Source organism: Synechococcus sp. UW86 (assembly GCF_900474085.1).
Classification (GTDB): Bacteria; Cyanobacteriota; Cyanobacteriia; order PCC-6307; family Cyanobiaceae; genus Parasynechococcus.
Window position 1 is genome coordinate 310354 of record NZ_UCNU01000009.1, and the last position, 15597, is coordinate 325950.

13 protein-coding genes and 1 tRNA gene are annotated in these 15597 nt (G+C 62.4%); 8 read left to right on the top strand and 6 right to left on the bottom strand.

Features of this window, described 5'->3' with window-relative positions:
- Nucleotides 1–30: 30 nt before the first annotated feature.
- Together DXY04_RS04030 and holA are read right to left on the bottom strand one after the other, a co-directional pair.
- Nucleotides 31–1836 (bottom strand): aspartate kinase, encoded by a 1806-nt coding sequence (locus DXY04_RS04030; protein ID WP_115161271.1) that lies wholly within the window; start codon nt 1834–1836, stop codon nt 31–33.
- A gap of 47 nt (nt 1837–1883) precedes the next feature.
- Nucleotides 1884–2849, bottom strand: a complete 966-nt coding sequence (holA, locus tag DXY04_RS04035) for a DNA polymerase III subunit delta (protein WP_115161075.1) — start codon at nt 2847–2849, stop codon at nt 1884–1886.
- 9 nt (nt 2850–2858) lie between these two features.
- Between holA and DXY04_RS04040 the strand changes: the two genes are divergently transcribed.
- Nucleotides 2859–3506: a precorrin-8X methylmutase gene (locus DXY04_RS04040; RefSeq protein WP_115161272.1), complete on the top strand. Its 648-nt coding sequence runs from the start codon at nt 2859–2861 to the stop codon at nt 3504–3506.
- Here the strand turns inward: DXY04_RS04040 and tilS are convergent.
- Nucleotides 3454–4458 (bottom strand): tRNA lysidine(34) synthetase TilS, encoded by a 1005-nt coding sequence (gene tilS, locus DXY04_RS04045; protein WP_244278566.1) that lies wholly within the window; start codon nt 4456–4458, stop codon nt 3454–3456. The two genes, DXY04_RS04040 and tilS, sit on opposite strands and share 53 nt — an antisense overlap.
- Before the next feature lie 35 nt (nt 4459–4493).
- Here tilS and DXY04_RS04050 point away from each other — a divergent pair, with 35 nt between their 5' ends.
- The 3 genes from DXY04_RS04050 to ribH all read left to right on the top strand — a co-directional run bounded on the left by DXY04_RS04050 (nt 4494) and on the right by ribH (nt 6100).
- Nucleotides 4494–5252, top strand: a complete 759-nt coding sequence (locus DXY04_RS04050; protein WP_115161077.1) for a DUF561 domain-containing protein — start codon at nt 4494–4496, stop codon at nt 5250–5252.
- Nucleotides 5253–5365: 113 nt separating this feature from the next.
- On the top strand, nt 5366–5554 hold the full coding sequence (gene psbZ / locus DXY04_RS04055) for a photosystem II reaction center protein PsbZ (RefSeq protein ID WP_006850156.1): 189 nt from the start codon (nt 5366–5368) through the stop codon (nt 5552–5554).
- Between the two features lie 63 nt (nt 5555–5617).
- A complete protein-coding gene (gene ribH / locus DXY04_RS04060; RefSeq protein ID WP_115009674.1) occupies nt 5618–6100 on the top strand; it encodes a 6,7-dimethyl-8-ribityllumazine synthase in 483 nt (160 codons plus the stop codon).
- Between the two features lie 4 nt (nt 6101–6104).
- Here the strand turns inward: ribH and mutS are convergent, their stop codons facing one another.
- Together mutS and DXY04_RS04070 are read right to left on the bottom strand one after the other, a co-directional pair.
- Nucleotides 6105–8810: a DNA mismatch repair protein MutS gene (mutS, locus tag DXY04_RS04065; RefSeq protein ID WP_115161078.1), complete on the bottom strand. Its 2706-nt coding sequence runs from the start codon at nt 8808–8810 to the stop codon at nt 6105–6107.
- A 52-nt stretch (nt 8811–8862) separates the two neighbouring features.
- A complete protein-coding gene (locus tag DXY04_RS04070; protein WP_115009672.1) occupies nt 8863–9318 on the bottom strand; it encodes a GNAT family N-acetyltransferase in 456 nt (151 codons plus the stop codon).
- 74 nt (nt 9319–9392) lie between these two features.
- Here DXY04_RS04070 and uvrB point away from each other — a divergent pair, with 74 nt between their 5' ends.
- The 4 genes from uvrB (at nt 9393) to DXY04_RS04090 (ending at nt 14582) form a co-directional block, all read left to right on the top strand.
- Nucleotides 9393–11432, top strand: coding sequence for an excinuclease ABC subunit UvrB (uvrB, locus tag DXY04_RS04075; RefSeq protein ID WP_115161079.1), 2040 nt, complete (start codon nt 9393–9395; stop codon nt 11430–11432).
- Nucleotides 11433–11532: 100 nt separating this feature from the next.
- Nucleotides 11533–11604 (top strand) — tRNA-Gly (locus DXY04_RS04080).
- 258 nt (nt 11605–11862) lie between these two features.
- A complete protein-coding gene (locus DXY04_RS04085) occupies nt 11863–13212 on the top strand; it encodes a sugar transferase (RefSeq protein ID WP_115161080.1) in 1350 nt (449 codons plus the stop codon).
- Nucleotides 13213–13382: 170 nt separating this feature from the next.
- Nucleotides 13383–14582, top strand: a complete 1200-nt coding sequence (locus DXY04_RS04090; protein WP_115161081.1) for a hypothetical protein — start codon at nt 13383–13385, stop codon at nt 14580–14582.
- A 27-nt stretch (nt 14583–14609) separates the two neighbouring features.
- Here the strand turns inward: DXY04_RS04090 and DXY04_RS04095 are convergent, their stop codons facing one another.
- Complete coding sequence (locus tag DXY04_RS04095; RefSeq protein WP_136975361.1) at nt 14610–15584, bottom strand: hypothetical protein; 975 nt, start codon at nt 15582–15584, stop codon at nt 14610–14612.
- Nucleotides 15585–15597 lie beyond the last annotated feature (13 nt).

Below are 15597 nucleotides of genomic sequence, written 5' to 3' on the forward strand. Positions count from 1 at the left end.
GTTGGGGGCCAGTCCCCCCGTTGTAGACCGTTAGTCGGGGTCGTGCGGTGAAGCGGTGCCTTGGGCGGTGTGACGCTCCTCACCTCCCAGCCCGAATCCGGCGTGCACCACCTGGAGTGCCTGAACGCCAGCCTCTTCGGCCACCACACAGCTGGTTCTGATTTCGCTGGTGGCGATCAGACCGATGTTGATGCCGGCGTCCGCCAGCGCACGAAACATCCGCCCCGCTGTGCCGGGTGTTGCCGGCATCCCCGCGCCCACAGCACTCACCCGGGCAATGGCCTCACCATCCTCCAGAGCGGCACCGGGCCACTGGGCCAGCAGGGGGGCCAGGGCCACATCGGCGCGGGCGCGGTCGTCCTTGCGCAGGATGAAGGTGATGTCGCGCGATCCGTCGTCGTGCTGACGCTCCGATTGAACGATCGCATCGAGGCTGATGCTGTTGTCCGCCAGGGCTGAACACAGCGCCGCTGCGGTGCCAGGTCGATCGGGCACGTGGCGAACACTCAGTTGCACCTGGTCGCGGTCGAGGGCGACGCCGCGCACTTCCGGTTCGCCGTTGCCGTTGTCGGTGGGATTGATGCGGATTTGCGAGTCCTCCAGGTCGAAGGCCTCCTGCACGGCTTGAACCGCCTTGCTGCCGGCGCCGGAGTCGATCACGCAGCTCACCTTCACCTCACTGGTGGCGATCAGGCGGAGGTTGATGCCTTGCTGACACAGGCAGTTGAACAGGCTGGCGGCAATGCCAGGGCGCCCCATGATTCCGGCCCCGCTTATGCTCAGTTTCGTCAGTCCTGCTTCGGACGCCAGATCGCCGCCCAGTTGATCCAGAACCTTCTGGCTTACAGCGCGGGCCAGCTCGAGATCCGCTTCCGCCACCGTGAAGGTGATGTCGTTGCTGCTGCCTTCATGGGTGGCCTGAATGATCAGGTCCACATTGATTCCCGCCTCGGAGAGGGTTTCGAATAGGCGTGCGGCAATCCCAGGCTGATCGGGAATCTGGGAGAGGGCAAGCACGGCCTGTCCGTCCACTTCCTCCATCCCATCCACAGGACTGCCGAGCTCGAGGCCACTGCTGCTGATCGGACGGGCTGAACGGCTGGTGATCCGGGTGCCGGGGGCATCGCTCCAACTGGAGCGCACCACAAGGTTTACGCCGTAGTTGCGGGCGATCTCAACGGCCCTGGGATGCAGCACGGAGGCCCCAAGGCTGGCGAGTTCCAGCATTTCGTCGCAGCTGATCGTCTCCATCAGCTGGGCATCGGACACCTTGCGCGGATCGGTGCTGAGCACACCCGGAACGTCGGTGTAGATCTCGCAGGCATCGGCGCCCAGGGCCGCCGCCAGGGCGACAGCGGAGGTGTCGGAGCCACCGCGCCCGAGGGTGGTGATTTCGTTGAGGCCATCGCTGCTGGTGCTGGTGCCCTGGAAACCGGCCACCACCACCACCTGGCCAGCCGCAAGGCGGTTGCGGATTCGGTCGGTGCGAATCCCGAGGATCCGGGCCCGGCCATGGGTGGATTCCGTGGCGATGCCCACCTGTGGACCGGTCATCGACGTCGCACTGACCCCCTGAGCGTTCAAGGCCATCGCCAGCAAGGCGATCGACACCTGTTCGCCACTGGCCAGCAGCATGTCCATCTCCCGCCGGGTGGGGGCAGAGGTGATGGCGTTGGCCAGACCGGTCAATTCATCGGTGGTGTGGCCCATGGCGGAGACCACCACAACCACGTCGTGCCCCTCCTCCCGGCAACGTCCGATCCGATCAGCCACCGCCTTGATGCGTTCCACGCTGCCGACGGAGGTGCCCCCGAATTTCTGCACCAGGAGGGCCATGGACAGGGCTTCAGCAACGCTGGATTTTCTCACCTGGCGGGCAGCGATCAGCCCAGCAGGCCGTCGCGGAAGGCGTCGCCCGGCTGAGCGCCGCGTTTCAGCCGGGCCTCCACCTCCAGTAGACGGCCCAGGAGTGAGAGAAAGCGCTTGGGCGGGCGGCCCTGTAGCTGCTTGCGCATCACGTAGATGCGTTTGGGGTTGCCGATCCCAGCGGCTTTGGCGATCACCGCCACATCCCGTTCCCCCTGCTGTTCCAGCAGGCTTACCCAGAGCCAGCCGCGGATCTGGCCGGTGAGGGTGGCCACGATGCGCAGGGCTGGTTCCCCGGCTTCGATCAGGGCATCCCAGCGGGCGATCGCTTCGCCGGGGTTGCCCTCCAGCAGGGCATCGCCCACGGCCAGGGCGTTGGTGGAGCGTCCTCCCACCAGCTCCTGCACCCGTGCGGCGGAAATGCTGGTGTCCCGCAGGGAGAGCTTGCGCAGTTCCGATTCCAGTCGGGCGCTGTCGGTGCCGATGGCCTCCACCAGGGCATCGATGGCATCCGGCTCCACCTTCAGGCCCAGGGCCTCGGCCGTGCGTTGCACCAGCTGACGCTGGCCGTTGCCATCCCAGGCGGCCGGCAGCGGAAAGCTCTGTTCGTGATCGAGCCCGCTTTTGATCCGTTTCTGCAGGGTTTTGGTGGTGCGCAGGCGACCATCGGGTTTGGCTGGGTTCACCAGCACCAGGTGGCTGCTGTCGGGGATGAGCTCGAGGGCGGCTTCAAACCGGTCAGCCAGCTCACTGGGGCAGCCATTGCAGAACGGACTGCGCTGCAGCAGCACCAGCCGTTCGCCCGTGGCGAAGGGAGGAGTGCGGGCCTCCTCGAGGGCCTGCAGGGCCTGACCGGCGTCGGCCCCATCCAGGCGGCTGAGGTTGAGGCTGCTCCAGCTGGGGTCGACAACCTGGCCGATCAGGGCATCGATGGCCCGGTCCCGCGCAGCGGCGTCATCACCCCAGAGCAGATGGATCGGCATGGGTTGATGATGGCGTGGATGGCCCAGGACCACCCGATCTTCACCGAAAGCATCCGGCGGATCCGGGCGGCACTGGGGGAGACGGGCCTGCCGCCGTTGCAACAGCAGGTGTTGGAACGTCTGGTGCACAGCAGCGGTGATCTCTCGTTGGGAATACTGCTGCGGTTCAGCGAGGGGGCCTGTGAGCAGGGTTTGGCAGCGCTGAAGCAGGGAGCGCCGATCCTGACGGACACCGCGATGGCGGCGGCGGCGGTGGCCCCGATGGCCCAACGCACCCTCGGCACTGCCGTGCACACGGTGCTGGAGTGGGCGCCCGAGGCAGCGCCGGCGGGTTCAACGCGCACGGCGGTGGGCATGGAACAGGCCTGGCGCTCACTTGCTGCGGCGTCACCGGCTCCGGTGGTGCTGATCGGCAGTGCGCCAACCGCCCTTGAGGTGCTGTTGCAGCAGGTGGCCGCCGGTGCTCCAGCCCCCAGCCTGGTGATCGGCATGCCGGTGGGTTTTGTGGGGGTTGCCGAAAGCAAGAAGCATCTGGCGGCCAGTGGCCTGGCCCAGATCCGTTTGGAGAGCAGCAGGGGTGGAGCGGGTCTGGTGGCCGCGGCGGTTAACGCTCTGCTGCGCGCTGCTGCAGCACCAGCTCCGCCCCTTTCCAGCTGAGTTGCCAGCCCCCGGCAAGATCGGCCGCACCGCCGGGGGCACCGCCTTCCAGTCGCCGGCTGAGCTCGTCCAGTTGGCTGGCCGGCAGGGCTGGCACCCCCTGCTGCTGCAGCCAATGCGCCAGCAGCAGGCGGCGGCTGGCTGAGCTCAACGCTCCCAGGCCGCGGCGGTCCAGGCCGGCAGCGGTTTGCAGAAGCTTCAGGGCCATCTGGCTGAGTTCCGTCTGACTGTCCCGCACCTGGGACATCCGTTCGGCCAGATCGCTCATCCTTTGGGTGCTGCCTGGATGCAACGCCTCCAGCACCGGCAGCACCTCCTGGCGGATCCGGTTGCGGCTGAACTCCGGGGATTGGTTGCTGGGGTCCTCCCAGATCGGCAGCGCCAGCTCCCGGCAGATCTTGAGGGTGTCTTTGCGCTGCAGGTGCAGTAGCGGCCGGCGCAGCCGAGGGCCTTCCGGGCTGAGGGGGCGGACGCTGGGCAGGCCCGCCAGGCCCGCCAGGTCGCTGCCGCGGGCCAGCTGCAGCAGCATCGTTTCGGCCCGGTCGCTGGCGGTGTGGCCCGTCACCACATCGGCGCCCGCTTGGCGGCCCCGTTGTTCCAGCCGTTCGTAACGCCACTGCCGGGCCTTGGCTTCGCTCGGCACCTCTCCCGGCGCTGCCTGGTCCACCTGCAGGGGGAGCTGCCGCTGCTGGCACCAGCTGCTCAGTTCCGCGGCGATTCGGCTGGAGCCGTCGTGCCACCCGTGATCGCCGTGCCAAAGGCTCAGGCTCCAGCCATGCAAGGGCGCCAGATCCTGCAGCAAAGCCAGCAAGGCCATGGAGTCCTGTCCGCCGGACACCGCCAGCAGCAGAGAGCTGCCTTGGGGCAGCAGCTGCGGCTGCATCAGCAGGCGCCGGTGCAGGCGGTCATGCCAGAACGTCCAGCCCAAGAAGCAGGGGTGCGTTTCCCCCACGGTGTGAGAATCAGGGCATCGCTGTCCAGTCCCCCATGACCCGTCTTCAGCAGCTGCCCGTTTCTCTGCAGCGCAGCCTTGAGCAGCGCTCTGCGCTCAAGGTGATCGCTGGCCTGATGAATTTCGATGCCGCCAGTGTGGAACGGGTCGCCCGTGCCGCCGGGCTTGGCGGTGCTGATCTGATCGACGTGGCCTGCGACCCCGCCCTGGTGCGTCTGGCGATCGAAGCCTCCGGTGGCGTGCCCGTGTGCGTGTCGTCGGTGGAGCCTGAGCAGTTCCCCGCGGCGGTTGAAGCCGGTGCGCTGATGGTGGAGATCGGCAACTACGACGCCTTCTATCCCCAGGGCCGGATCTTTGATGCGGCTGAGGTGCTGGAGCTCACCCGCCGTACCCGCCAACTGCTGCCCAACGTGGTGTTGAGCGTCACCGTGCCCCACGTGTTGCCGATGGATGAGCAGGAGCAGCTGGCCATCGATCTGCTCGCGGCCGGTGCCGACCTGATCCAAACCGAGGGCGGCACCAGTGCCAAGCCCTTTAGTGCTGGCCACCTCGGCCTGATTGAGAAGGCTGCCCCCACCCTGGCGGCGGCCCACAGCATCAGCCGCGCCGTCGATGTGCCCGTTCTCTGTGCCTCGGGTCTGTCGGCGGTCACGCTGCCGATGGCCATCGCTGCCGGTGCGGCCGGCGTAGGCGTCGGTTCAGCGGTGAACCGCCTGCAGGATGAGCTTGCGATGGTGGCGGTGGTGCGTGGTCTGCGTGATGCCCTCGGCAGCGCTGTTACGACCCGCGTCTGACCCTGAATCTGCGCTGAGCGGAGGCCTCTTCCCCTTCATGGTGTGAAGAGTGCTCCGCTTGCTCGCGGGAGCAACAGCTCTCGTGTGAAAATTGGCCCCTGACTTCCAGCTCCATGCAGTTCATCAACACGCTGACCGTTCTGGCCCTGGTGGTGGCGTCCTTCGCTTTGATCGTTGCGGTGCCGGTGCTGTATGCCTCCAGCGAAGACAGCGGCCGCTCCAACCGTCTGATCCTGCTGGGCAGTGCTGTGTGGGTGGCGCTGGTGCTGCTGAACTGGGGTGTGAGCTTCTTCGTCGTCTGAGCTCAGCCTCAGGCAGAACCTGGCGGGTGCCACGATGGCTGAGATTCCGTCGGCACCTTCCCAATGGCCACGTTTGAAGGACGTTTCTCTGACGCAGCCGGGCTGCGCGTCGGCATCGTCGTGGCCCGTTTCAATGATCTGGTCACCGCCAAGCTGCTGAGCGGTTGTCTCGACTGCCTCAAGCGCCATGGTGTGGATGTTTCGGAGACCAGCTCCCAGCTGGACGTGGCCTGGGTGCCGGGTTCGTTCGAACTGCCGATCGTGGCCCAGCAGATGGCCCGCTCCGGTCAGTACCAGGTGCTGATCACCCTGGGGGCGGTGATCCGCGGCGACACGCCCCATTTCGATGTGGTGGTGGCGGAGGCCAGCAAGGGCGTTGCAGCGGTGGCGCGCGACACCTCTGTGCCGGTGATCTTCGGCGTGTTGACCACCGACACGATGCAGCAGGCGCTGGAGCGGGCGGGCATCAAGAGCAATCTCGGCTGGAGCTACGGCCTGGAAGCCCTCGAGATGGGCAGCCTGATGCGGGCCTTGCCGTCGGCTTGAGACTTCAGGCCGCCAACTGATCGAGCACCTGACGGGCCCGTTGCACCACGGGCTTGGGAACGCCGGCCAGGCGTGCCGCTTCGATGCCGTAGCTGCGGCTGGCGCCGCCGGCCTGCACCTGATGCAGGAACACCAGGTCCTCACCGGTTTCCTCCACCAGCACCTGGAAGTTGGCCACGTTGTCGCGTACGGAGGCCAGGTTGTTGAGCTCGTGATAGTGGGTGGCGAACACCGTTCGGCTGCCCAGATCGCCGGCCAGGTGCTCGCTCACGGCCCAGGCGATCGAGAGGCCATCGAAGGTGGCGGTGCCCCGCCCGATCTCATCGAGCAGCACCAGGGAACGCTCGCTGGCGTGGTGAAGGATGTTGGCGGTTTCGGCCATCTCCACCATGAAGGTGGACTGGCCGGCGGCCAGATCATCCACAGCACCCACCCGGGTGAAGATCCGATCGGCAATGCCGACCGTGGCTGAGCCAGCCGGCACCCAGCTGCCGATCTGAGCCATCAACTGGATCAGGCCGATCTGGCGTAGATAGCAGCTCTTGCCACTGGCGTTGGGGCCCGTGAGCACCACCAGATCGGTGCCCTCACCCAGCTGCACATCATTGGGGGTGAACGCGGTTTCCACCAGCCGTTGCTCCACCACCGGGTGGCGGCTGGCCTCCAGCTGCAGCCCTCGGCCGTCGGTGATGGTTGGTGCGCAGTAGCCACCGCTGGCGGCCACGTCGGCCAGGCCGGTGAGGGCATCGAGGGCAGCAACAGCGCGGGCCGCCTGGCGGATCGGAGCGGCCATGGCCCCAACCTGCTCACGCAGCTGGCAGAACAGCTCGTATTCCCGCTGGCAAGCCCGAGCCCGCAGCTGGAAGATGCGGCCCTCTCTCTCCTTGAGATCCGGGGTGATGAAGCGTTCCTCATTGGCCAGGGTCTGGCGCCGGATCCAGTGGTCCGGCACAGCTGTGGCCTTGGCTTTGCTCACCGCCAGGAAATAGCCGAAGGTGCGGTGGTGCTGCAGCTTCAGGGTGCTGATGCCACTGCGTTGGCGCTCCTGCTGCTCCTGCTGGCTGAGCCAGGCGTCCTGATCGTCCAGCTGGTTGCGCAGCCCATCCAGCAGCGGGTCGACGCCGTCATGGATCAGGTCGCCCTCGGAGAGGGAGAGCGGTGGGGCCTCCACCAGGCTGTGGCGAATCGTTTTGGCCAGCTCGGCCAGGGCTGGATCGGGGCTGAGCAGCTGCTGCAGCCACTCCGGCCCCGCGCTGATTGCGGAGTCCAGCCGAGCGGTGAGTTGGGGTAAGCGTTCCAGGCCATCGGCGATGGCCACCAGATCGCGGGCACCGGCATGGCCCGCTCCGGCCCGGCCGGCCAGCCGCTCCAGGTCGCCCATGGGCCGCAGCAGCTGGCGGATCGCCAGCCGCAGGCTGCGGTCACCCACCAGGCTGCTCACCAGATCTTGGCGCTGCTGAATGGCCTGGCGGTCCATCAACGGTGCTTCCAGCCAGCGGCGCAGGCAACGGCCGCCCATGGCGGTGAGGGTGCGATCGATCGCCCAGAGCAACGATCCCTGCAACTGGTTGTCGCGTTGGGTGGCGGTGAGCTCGAGGTTGCGGCGGGTCTGGGCATCCAGCACCAGGGCGTCACCGCGGTGCACGATCGCCGGCACCTCCAGGGGAATGCGGCTGTCCTCCTCCAGGGGTTGGGTGTCCTGCAGGTAGCGCAGTAGGCCGCCGAGGGCCTGCAGGGCCAGGGGGTGCTCCGGCAGGCCCAGGCCATCGAGGCTGCTGAGCCCGTAGTGCTGTTGCAGGGTGCGCTCCGCCTCCGCTGGGCTGAAGGGGGTGCTGGCCATCGGCGTCAGCCGCAGCCGCTCCGGGCACCAGGCTGGCCGCTCGGCGTCGTGGGCGGCGGCCCAGAGCAGTTCGGAGGCCTCCTGTTGGGCCAGCTGTTGGTGCAGGGCGCTGCTCTCCTCCCGCTGCATCACTTGCACCTCGCCGGTGCTCACATCGGCGCTGGCCAGGCCCCAGCGCAACGGTTGTTTCCCCTGGGCTGGCTCCACCACCACCGCCGCCAGCCAGTTGTTGCGGCGGGCGCTGAGCATGCCATCCTCCAGCACCGTGCCGGGGGTCAGCACCCGGGTGATGTCCCGCTTGAGCAGGGCACCCTTGGTGGGGGTGGTTTCGAGTTGATCACAGAGGGCCACGCTGTAGCCCTGCTTGATCAGTTCGGCGCAGTACCGCTCAGCGGCGTGGTGGGGGATGCCCGCCATCGGCACCCGCCCAATCGCCTTGCCGCCCTCCTTGCCGGTGAGGGTGAGCTCCAGCACCCGTGAGAGTTCGATCGCGTCTTCGAAGAAGCATTCGAAGAAGTCGCCCAGGCGGTAGAGCAGCACCCGTTCGGGATGGGCCGCTTTCAGCTCCACGTAGTGGCGCAGCATCGGTGTGAGCTGCAGCGGGTCCAGCTGGCTGTGGTGGGCCCAGGCCGGTTCGTCGCTGCTGGGTTCTGAATCGTTTGCTTCTGGAGCTTCGCTGCTGGCCTCGCTTGCCGTGGCCTGACGCGTTCGGGGCCGGGCGGCGGCATCGGCGCCGAGTTCGTCGTCGCTGAGGTCGTGGCTGGCGGCCTCAGGCTCGCTGCTGGGCGCAGTCGATGTGGCCGGCTCCGGCGCCCCGAACAGATTGCCCTGCAAGGCGTCGTCAGGGGACTGGGACGCGGACCGGGGCATCGGCTGATCTGACGGATCCGGATCGTACCGGGATTAACAGAATTGAGATGCCTCAGCGGCGCAGCACCATCAGCTGCTGGGGATTCGCATCCTGGAAGCCCAGTTGCCGGTAGAAGCCGGCACTTTTGGTGGTCATCAGATACACCCGTTCCACGCCCACCACCGGCGGGGTGTGCAGCAGTTCTTCGATCACCCGGCGGCCGAGGCCATGGCCTTGGAGATCACCGGCCACCACGATGTCCCAGAGGACGGCCCGGCTGAAGCCATCGGAGGTGGCCCGGCCGAAGCCCACCAGCCGCTTGCCGCGCCAGAGGCTCACCACGGCATCGCTACCGGCCAGTAGGCGCCGCAGCTGAGCAAAGCTGCGGCCGCGGGCCCAAAAGGCGTGGCGATCGAACAGCCGTTGCAGTTTGAGCAGCGCCCGGCTCGGGCGCAGATCCGGCCCGAGGCCCAGCCAACGGAGGCCGGGGGCACCGGGGGCATGGTGAACCAGCCGGATCGGGGTCACGGGTGGGGGAGCCGCAGCACTTCATCTTGCTCCCCGGCGATAATTGACGGCCGCCGCTTGGCCCCGTAGTACCCATGCCCGCCTACGACCTCACGGCTCCGTATTCGCCGAAGGGTGATCAGCCGACGGCGATCAAGCAGCTTGTGGCGGGGGTGAACAGCGGCGAGCGCTATCAGACGCTGCTGGGGGCCACGGGCACGGGCAAGACGTTCACGATGGCCAACGTGATCGCCCAGACCGGCCGGCCGGCTCTGGTGCTGGCCCACAACAAAACGCTGGCGGCCCAGCTCTGCAACGAGCTGCGGGAGTTCTTCCCGGAGAACGCGGTTGAGTACTTCATCTCCTACTACGACTACTACCAACCGGAGGCCTACGTTCCGGTCAGCGACACCTACATCGCCAAGACGGCGTCGATCAACGAGGAGATCGACATGCTGCGTCACTCGGCAACGCGTTCGCTGTTTGAACGGCGCGATGTGATCGTGGTGGCCTCGATCAGCTGCATCTACGGCCTGGGCATTCCCAGTGAATACCTCAAGGCGGCGGTGAAGTTCGAGGTGGGCGAGACCCTCAACATTCGCAGTCAGCTGCGGGAGCTGGTGAACAACCAGTACAGCCGCAACGACACCGAAATTGCCCGCGGCCGTTTCCGGATGAAGGGGGATGTGCTGGAGATCGGCCCCGCCTATGAAGACCGATTGGTGCGGATTGAGCTGTTCGGCGACGAGGTGGAGGCGATTCGCTACGTCGACCCCACCACCGGCGAGATCCTGCAGAGCATGGACGCGGTGAACATTTACCCGGCCAAGCACTTCGTCACCCCGAAAGACCGGTTGGAGTCCGCCATCAGCGCCATCCGATCAGAGCTGCGGGAGCGGCTGGATGTGCTCAATGGCGAAGGCAAGTTGCTGGAGGCCCAGCGGCTGGAGCAGCGCACCAAGTACGACCTGGAGATGCTGGGCCAGGTGGGCTATTGCAACGGGGTGGAGAACTACGCCCGCCATCTGGCCGGCCGCGAAGAGGGCACCCCGCCGGAGTGCTTGATCGATTACTTCCCCGACGACTGGCTGCTGATCGTGGATGAGAGCCACGTCACCTGCTCGCAGCTGCAGGCGATGTACAACGGCGACCAGGCCCGTAAGAAGGTGCTGATCGAGCACGGCTTCCGCCTGCCCAGTGCGGCGGACAACCGGCCGTTGAAGGGGGCCGAGTTCTGGGAGAAGGCACGCCAGACGGTGTTCGTCTCAGCCACCCCGGGGGATTGGGAGATGGAGGTGAGCGGCGGTGAGGTGGCTGAGCAGGTGATCCGCCCCACCGGCGTGCTCGATCCGGTGGTGGAGGTGCGGCCTACCACCGGCCAGGTGGACGATCTGCTTGGAGAGATCCGCAATCGGGCGGCCAAGAACCAGCGGGTGCTGGTCACCACCCTCACCAAGCGGATGGCGGAAGACCTCACCGATTACCTGGCGGAGAACGAGGTGCGGGTGCGCTACCTGCACTCGGAGATCCACTCGATCGAGCGGATCGAGATCATTCAGGACCTCCGCCTCGGCGAATACGACGTGCTGGTGGGGGTGAACCTGCTGCGGGAGGGGCTGGACCTGCCGGAGGTGAGCCTGGTGGCGATCCTTGATGCCGATAAGGAAGGCTTCCTGCGGGCCGAGCGCTCCCTGATCCAGACCATCGGCCGTGCGGCCCGCCACGTGGAGGGGGTGGCGCTGCTCTATGCAGACAACATGACCGACTCGATGGCCAAGGCCATCTCCGAAACCGAGCGGCGCCGGGCGATTCAGCAGACCTACAACGAGAAGAACGGCGTGGTGCCGACGGCGGCGGGTAAAAAGGCCAGCAACTCGATCCTCAGCTTCCTGGAGCTGAGCCGCAAGCTCAAGCAGGACGGACCCGATGCCGATCTTGTTGAGGTGGTCGGCAAGGCCGCCAAGGCCTTGGAGAACGATCCCGATGCCGGGCTGGCGCTGGAGGCGCTGCCGGAGTTGATCGATCAACTGGAGGCCAAGATGAAGGAGGCGGCCAAGAAGCTTGACTTTGAAGAAGCGGCCAACCTGCGGGATCGGGTGAAGCAGCTGCGCCAGAAGATGGCGGGGTCGCACTGATCCGCGACTCAAAAAGGCGTCAATCAGATTTGAATTGACCAAGGGCACCTCCGTGGTGCATCATCATCATGTCGCTGAGATCACTTCCAGCCGACACCTTGCGGATGTAGCTCAGTGGTAGAGCATCTCCTTGCCAAGGAGAGGGTCGAGAGTTCGAATCTCTTCATCCGCTTATTGGATAACTTTTGAGCGAATAAGTATATTGAGCTTTTGTTGTTTACAATTGTTGATCAACTCTTTTCGCGTTGATTTATGTGCCTGTCGCGCTGATCTGCTTCGCAAACATTAATTTGATGCCCAAACTTGCAGCAAAACAGAATTTTTGTTGTTGCTCGCACATGTGACAATCTCTGCGAAGGTGCAGAGACCTCTGTTTGAGACTGATGTTTGGTTTTGGAGGAGGTTGTGGTGATCTTGGCTTGCAATCGAAATGAATGATCAGCGAGCGCTGATCATTCGAGCGTTGTTGCTCGATGGCGCCGGTCAGCTGTTGATTCTTGGTTTCATTCTCTGGGTGCCGCCCTTGATCGGTTGGCCGATCGGTGGGAGCAATTTGGATGGACAGGGGAGCTGGCTGTTGTTCTCGTTGCTGCTTTACCCCTTCTTGGGCTGGTTGTTTGGCAGCTATACGGTGTTGCGCTGGCGGCGTCTCGCTCTGCCGATGCTGTTGCAGCGGCTGGTGATCACAGCTGTGGTGAGCGTGATGGTGGTGGCTGTTGTCCGCTGGCTGATCAATCCTGACGATTCCGTATGGCTGGTGTATCGAAGCGTTCAATTGTTGTGGATGCTCGCGCTCACCGGTTGGGCCCTGTTCGTGCGTCTGGCACTGCGGAGAGGTCTTCTGCTGCCTGAGAGTCCAAGGCTGTTGTTGCTGGCCCAGCAGAACGAGATCTCTACCGTGCTCGCGGCCTGGCAGCGCGTTCCCCACCGCCAGCGTTTGTCCCCTGTGGATGCTTTGCGTCTGCAAGGCCGACTGGAGCAGCCGGAACAACCTCTGTTGGTGGCTGTGAGTTCGGAGATGCGCCGTGATTCAAGCCAGCGCTTGCTGCTGGAGAGCCTCGAGATGCGCGATCCACGGGTCGTGTGCAGTGTGTCGGTGCTGAGATTGTTTGAACAACAGCAGGAACGTCTACCACCCGTGTTGATGGGGGATGTTCCCTTCACTTATGACGACCTCCCCTGGGCATCCACCTTCAGTGTTCAGGCCCAGCTCAAGCGACTGGCAGACCTGGTGGTGGCGGCCCTGTTGCTGTTGATCACGGCGCCGTTCATGGCTGTGGCGGCCTTGCTGATCTGGCTCGAGGATCGTGGACCCGTTTTTTACGCTCAGCAACGCAGCGGTTGGCTAGGGCGCCCGTTCACCGTGCTGAAGCTCCGCACCATGACGGTGCAGCCAGCTGACGCCCCTGCGGAATGGACGCAGGTTGGTGATCAGCGCATCACGGCTGTTGGAGGTGTGCTGCGCCGGGTGCGGTTGGATGAGCTCCCCCAACTGCTGAATGTTCTCAACGGGGAGATGAGCTTGATTGGCCCAAGGCCAGAGCGCCCGGAGCTCGAGCATCAACTCGAGCAGAGCATTCCTCACTACCGCAAGCGTCACTGGATGCGTCCGGGCTTGAGCGGTTGGGCTCAGGTGTGTGCGCCCTATGCCAGCACCATCGAGGATTCAGACCTCAAACTGTCCTATGACCTCTACTACCTCAGGCACTTCAGCACCTGGCTGGATTTGGTGATTCTTTTCCGAACGATTAAGACTGTGCTCAAGGCCAGTGGACGCTGATCTCTCAGGTTTTCTTGTGGGATCAATCAGGTGATGTAGAGGTTCAGTCAAATTTTTCCACTCAATCCAAGTATCTTTAGAAGTGACTCTTCGAGACTTGGGTTCCCGTGTGCCTACTTTGTGATCAAGCACGCGTAGGACTTCTTCAGATCAATGGTCGTAGCGATGGTTTGGCGCTCTTTGGACTGTCAATTGCTCCGGAATACTTAATCGATGAAGACTTTTTGACGGCCACGCGTCTGGCGACGGCCACAGATGACGTGCTGGATTACTACCTTCATACCTCAGGCGGTGCTGTCAAAGTCTCTGGTGGAGGGTTCGGAGAACAGACCATCCAGTCCGTGTTGATTCCAAGCTCTGACCAGGCTTACTTCGATGCAATGGTGCAAAGGCTCGACAACATTATCGACCTGGACTTCCGTAGGAGCAGCACTGCGATTGAGGCTGATGTGGACATCTACTACGACAAAGAAATTGAGTTGGATGGTGGCAAAACGCTTGGCTTGGCTACAAGCAGTGGCGATCACGGCTGGGAGCTCTTCGTGAATTATCCCGAGGTTGAATTTGATCAGGCTTATCGTCGTTATGTGTTAATTCACGAGTTTGGTCATTCTCTTGGCTTGGAACATCCTTTCGGAGCAGCTGATGGTGATGTGCTCAACGGCATCACCGACCCTTGGCAGAGCGCTTATCCGGAAGACACGGTGATGGCTTACCGCAATCCATTAAGCGGCCAATGGCCTGATTTTCTTGCCGATAACGATCTCAATGCGTTGGTTGAGGTTTGGGGAGCAGAAATACGACGGCTTGGAGATGGTGGGCAGGTATTCGCTGGTAAGAATTACAGCGAAGCTGTTGAAGGTGGGCGAGGAGATGATCAATTTAAGGGCGGGGGAGGTGATGACACACTGATCGGGTTTCGCGGTTTCGACACGTTAGAGGGTGATGAGGGTGACGATGTTCTTCGGGCTGGAAATGGTCGTGATTTTCTTGTAGGTGGGTTGGGATCTGATGTTATTTATGGTGGGTTCGGAAGGAACACCTATGACGGAATGCGAGATGGGTCCATAGACTATATTTTCTTTAAAAGTGATCAATGGGCTGAAAATTGGCTTTATGGATCGGCGGGGAATAACCAGGAGGGAGAAAAAGCGGATGTTTTGCAGAACTTAGACTCTTACGATCGTGTTTTCCTGCAGGGAGTTAGTGACGAGATGATTGACGTAAGTCCTGTTATCCATGAATTTGGTGATGAACAAGTTGTTGAGGGTATAGGGATTTTTGCTGCTGGTTATTTGGAAGCTATTTATACAGGAAATGAACTAAGTGAATTTGAAATTATGTCTTTGACAAGCGGAATTCCTATTTAAGTACTTTGTTCTGGGTGATTGACACATTTATAAGTTCTTTGCTTTGTCTCTAATCCATCGTAGTGGTGCTGTCAACTTCCAACTGCTTGAGCTCTTGAGTTGATCGAGCTCAATGCGCGCTGCCTTGAGTTCGTTCGTTAAATCTTTTGTGATTGCAGGTTTTTTTTGCCACCCTAATACTGCACTACAACGTAAGATTATTTCAGGGGTGCTCGCAAAGCAAGCCTTTAACTGCTGAATATTAAAGTCTGAATCATAGATTTTTTTGTAGATATTTGTACATGTTTCTGCCATTTCTTGCCATTCTATTTCTGGCAGGAAAGTGCGTGATAATTCTTCATTGTTTCGTTTCCAGTTTGGTTTAACTTTTCGCTCTAGATTGTTTCTTAGAGAATCGGATGTGCAATGGATTTCAGGGATATTATTGGTAATGAATTCTGATAATTTATTGATCGTGTTTTCCTCGAGATCGACCAATGACTTGTAGCTGACCAAAGCATCTCCGTTGATTATGGAGCGGGAGAGATGTTGGTTGTAAAGAAACCAAATGACCAAACCCTTTGCCAGGGGAATCATGTCGCGGGTCTGTAATGAACCTGCTACTTCCATGGGGTGCCGAATCACAGCAGCGATAGGTGTCCGTTTTAAGAGGACGTGCTGATATGCCGTATACGTCAGGCAAAGGCGTGGATCCTTGTCGACCCATGCTTGGTTGAGGGCTTGTTGGGCAAAGGTTTTTCTTGCCGCATGCAGCCTTGGGAGAAATTCAGCGCTTTGCCATTGGATCGCATGGAGTGGTGGGTGCTGCCAGTCGACCCCTAGCTGGTCAAGAAGGGCTTCATTCAAATCGACCAACTGTCGAGTTTCAAAAAACCCTCCTGGATTGTCTACTTGGGCTGCAAGTTGCTCTGGCAGTTCGCTATTTTTCTGTTCGGCGAGCGAATCTGAAATGATGCCTGCAAGGAGAGATGTTCCTGATCGATGACAACCCAGTACAAACATGCTGCTACTTCTT

What these genes read in the sequence shown, in the direction of transcription:
- DXY04_RS04030 (WP_115161271.1), bottom strand. Translation starts at nt 1,836, where the DNA reads ATGGCCCTCCTGGTGCAGAAATTCGGGGGCACCTCCGTCGGCAGCGTG.
- holA (WP_115161075.1), bottom strand. Translation starts at nt 2,849, where the DNA reads ATGCCGATCCATCTGCTCTGGGGTGATGACGCCGCTGCGCGGGACCGG.
- DXY04_RS04040 (WP_115161272.1), top strand. Translation starts at nt 2,859, where the DNA reads ATGGCGTGGATGGCCCAGGACCACCCGATCTTCACCGAAAGCATCCGG.
- DXY04_RS04050 (WP_115161077.1), top strand. Translation starts at nt 4,494, where the DNA reads ATGACCCGTCTTCAGCAGCTGCCCGTTTCTCTGCAGCGCAGCCTTGAG.
- psbZ (WP_006850156.1), top strand. Translation starts at nt 5,366, where the DNA reads ATGCAGTTCATCAACACGCTGACCGTTCTGGCCCTGGTGGTGGCGTCC.
- ribH (WP_115009674.1), top strand. Translation starts at nt 5,618, where the DNA reads ATGGCCACGTTTGAAGGACGTTTCTCTGACGCAGCCGGGCTGCGCGTC.
- mutS (WP_115161078.1), bottom strand. Translation starts at nt 8,810, where the DNA reads ATGCCCCGGTCCGCGTCCCAGTCCCCTGACGACGCCTTGCAGGGCAAT.
- uvrB (WP_115161079.1), top strand. Translation starts at nt 9,393, where the DNA reads ATGCCCGCCTACGACCTCACGGCTCCGTATTCGCCGAAGGGTGATCAG.
- DXY04_RS04085 (WP_115161080.1), top strand. Translation starts at nt 11,863, where the DNA reads ATGAATGATCAGCGAGCGCTGATCATTCGAGCGTTGTTGCTCGATGGC.
- DXY04_RS04095 (WP_136975361.1), bottom strand. Translation starts at nt 15,584, where the DNA reads ATGTTTGTACTGGGTTGTCATCGATCAGGAACATCTCTCCTTGCAGGC.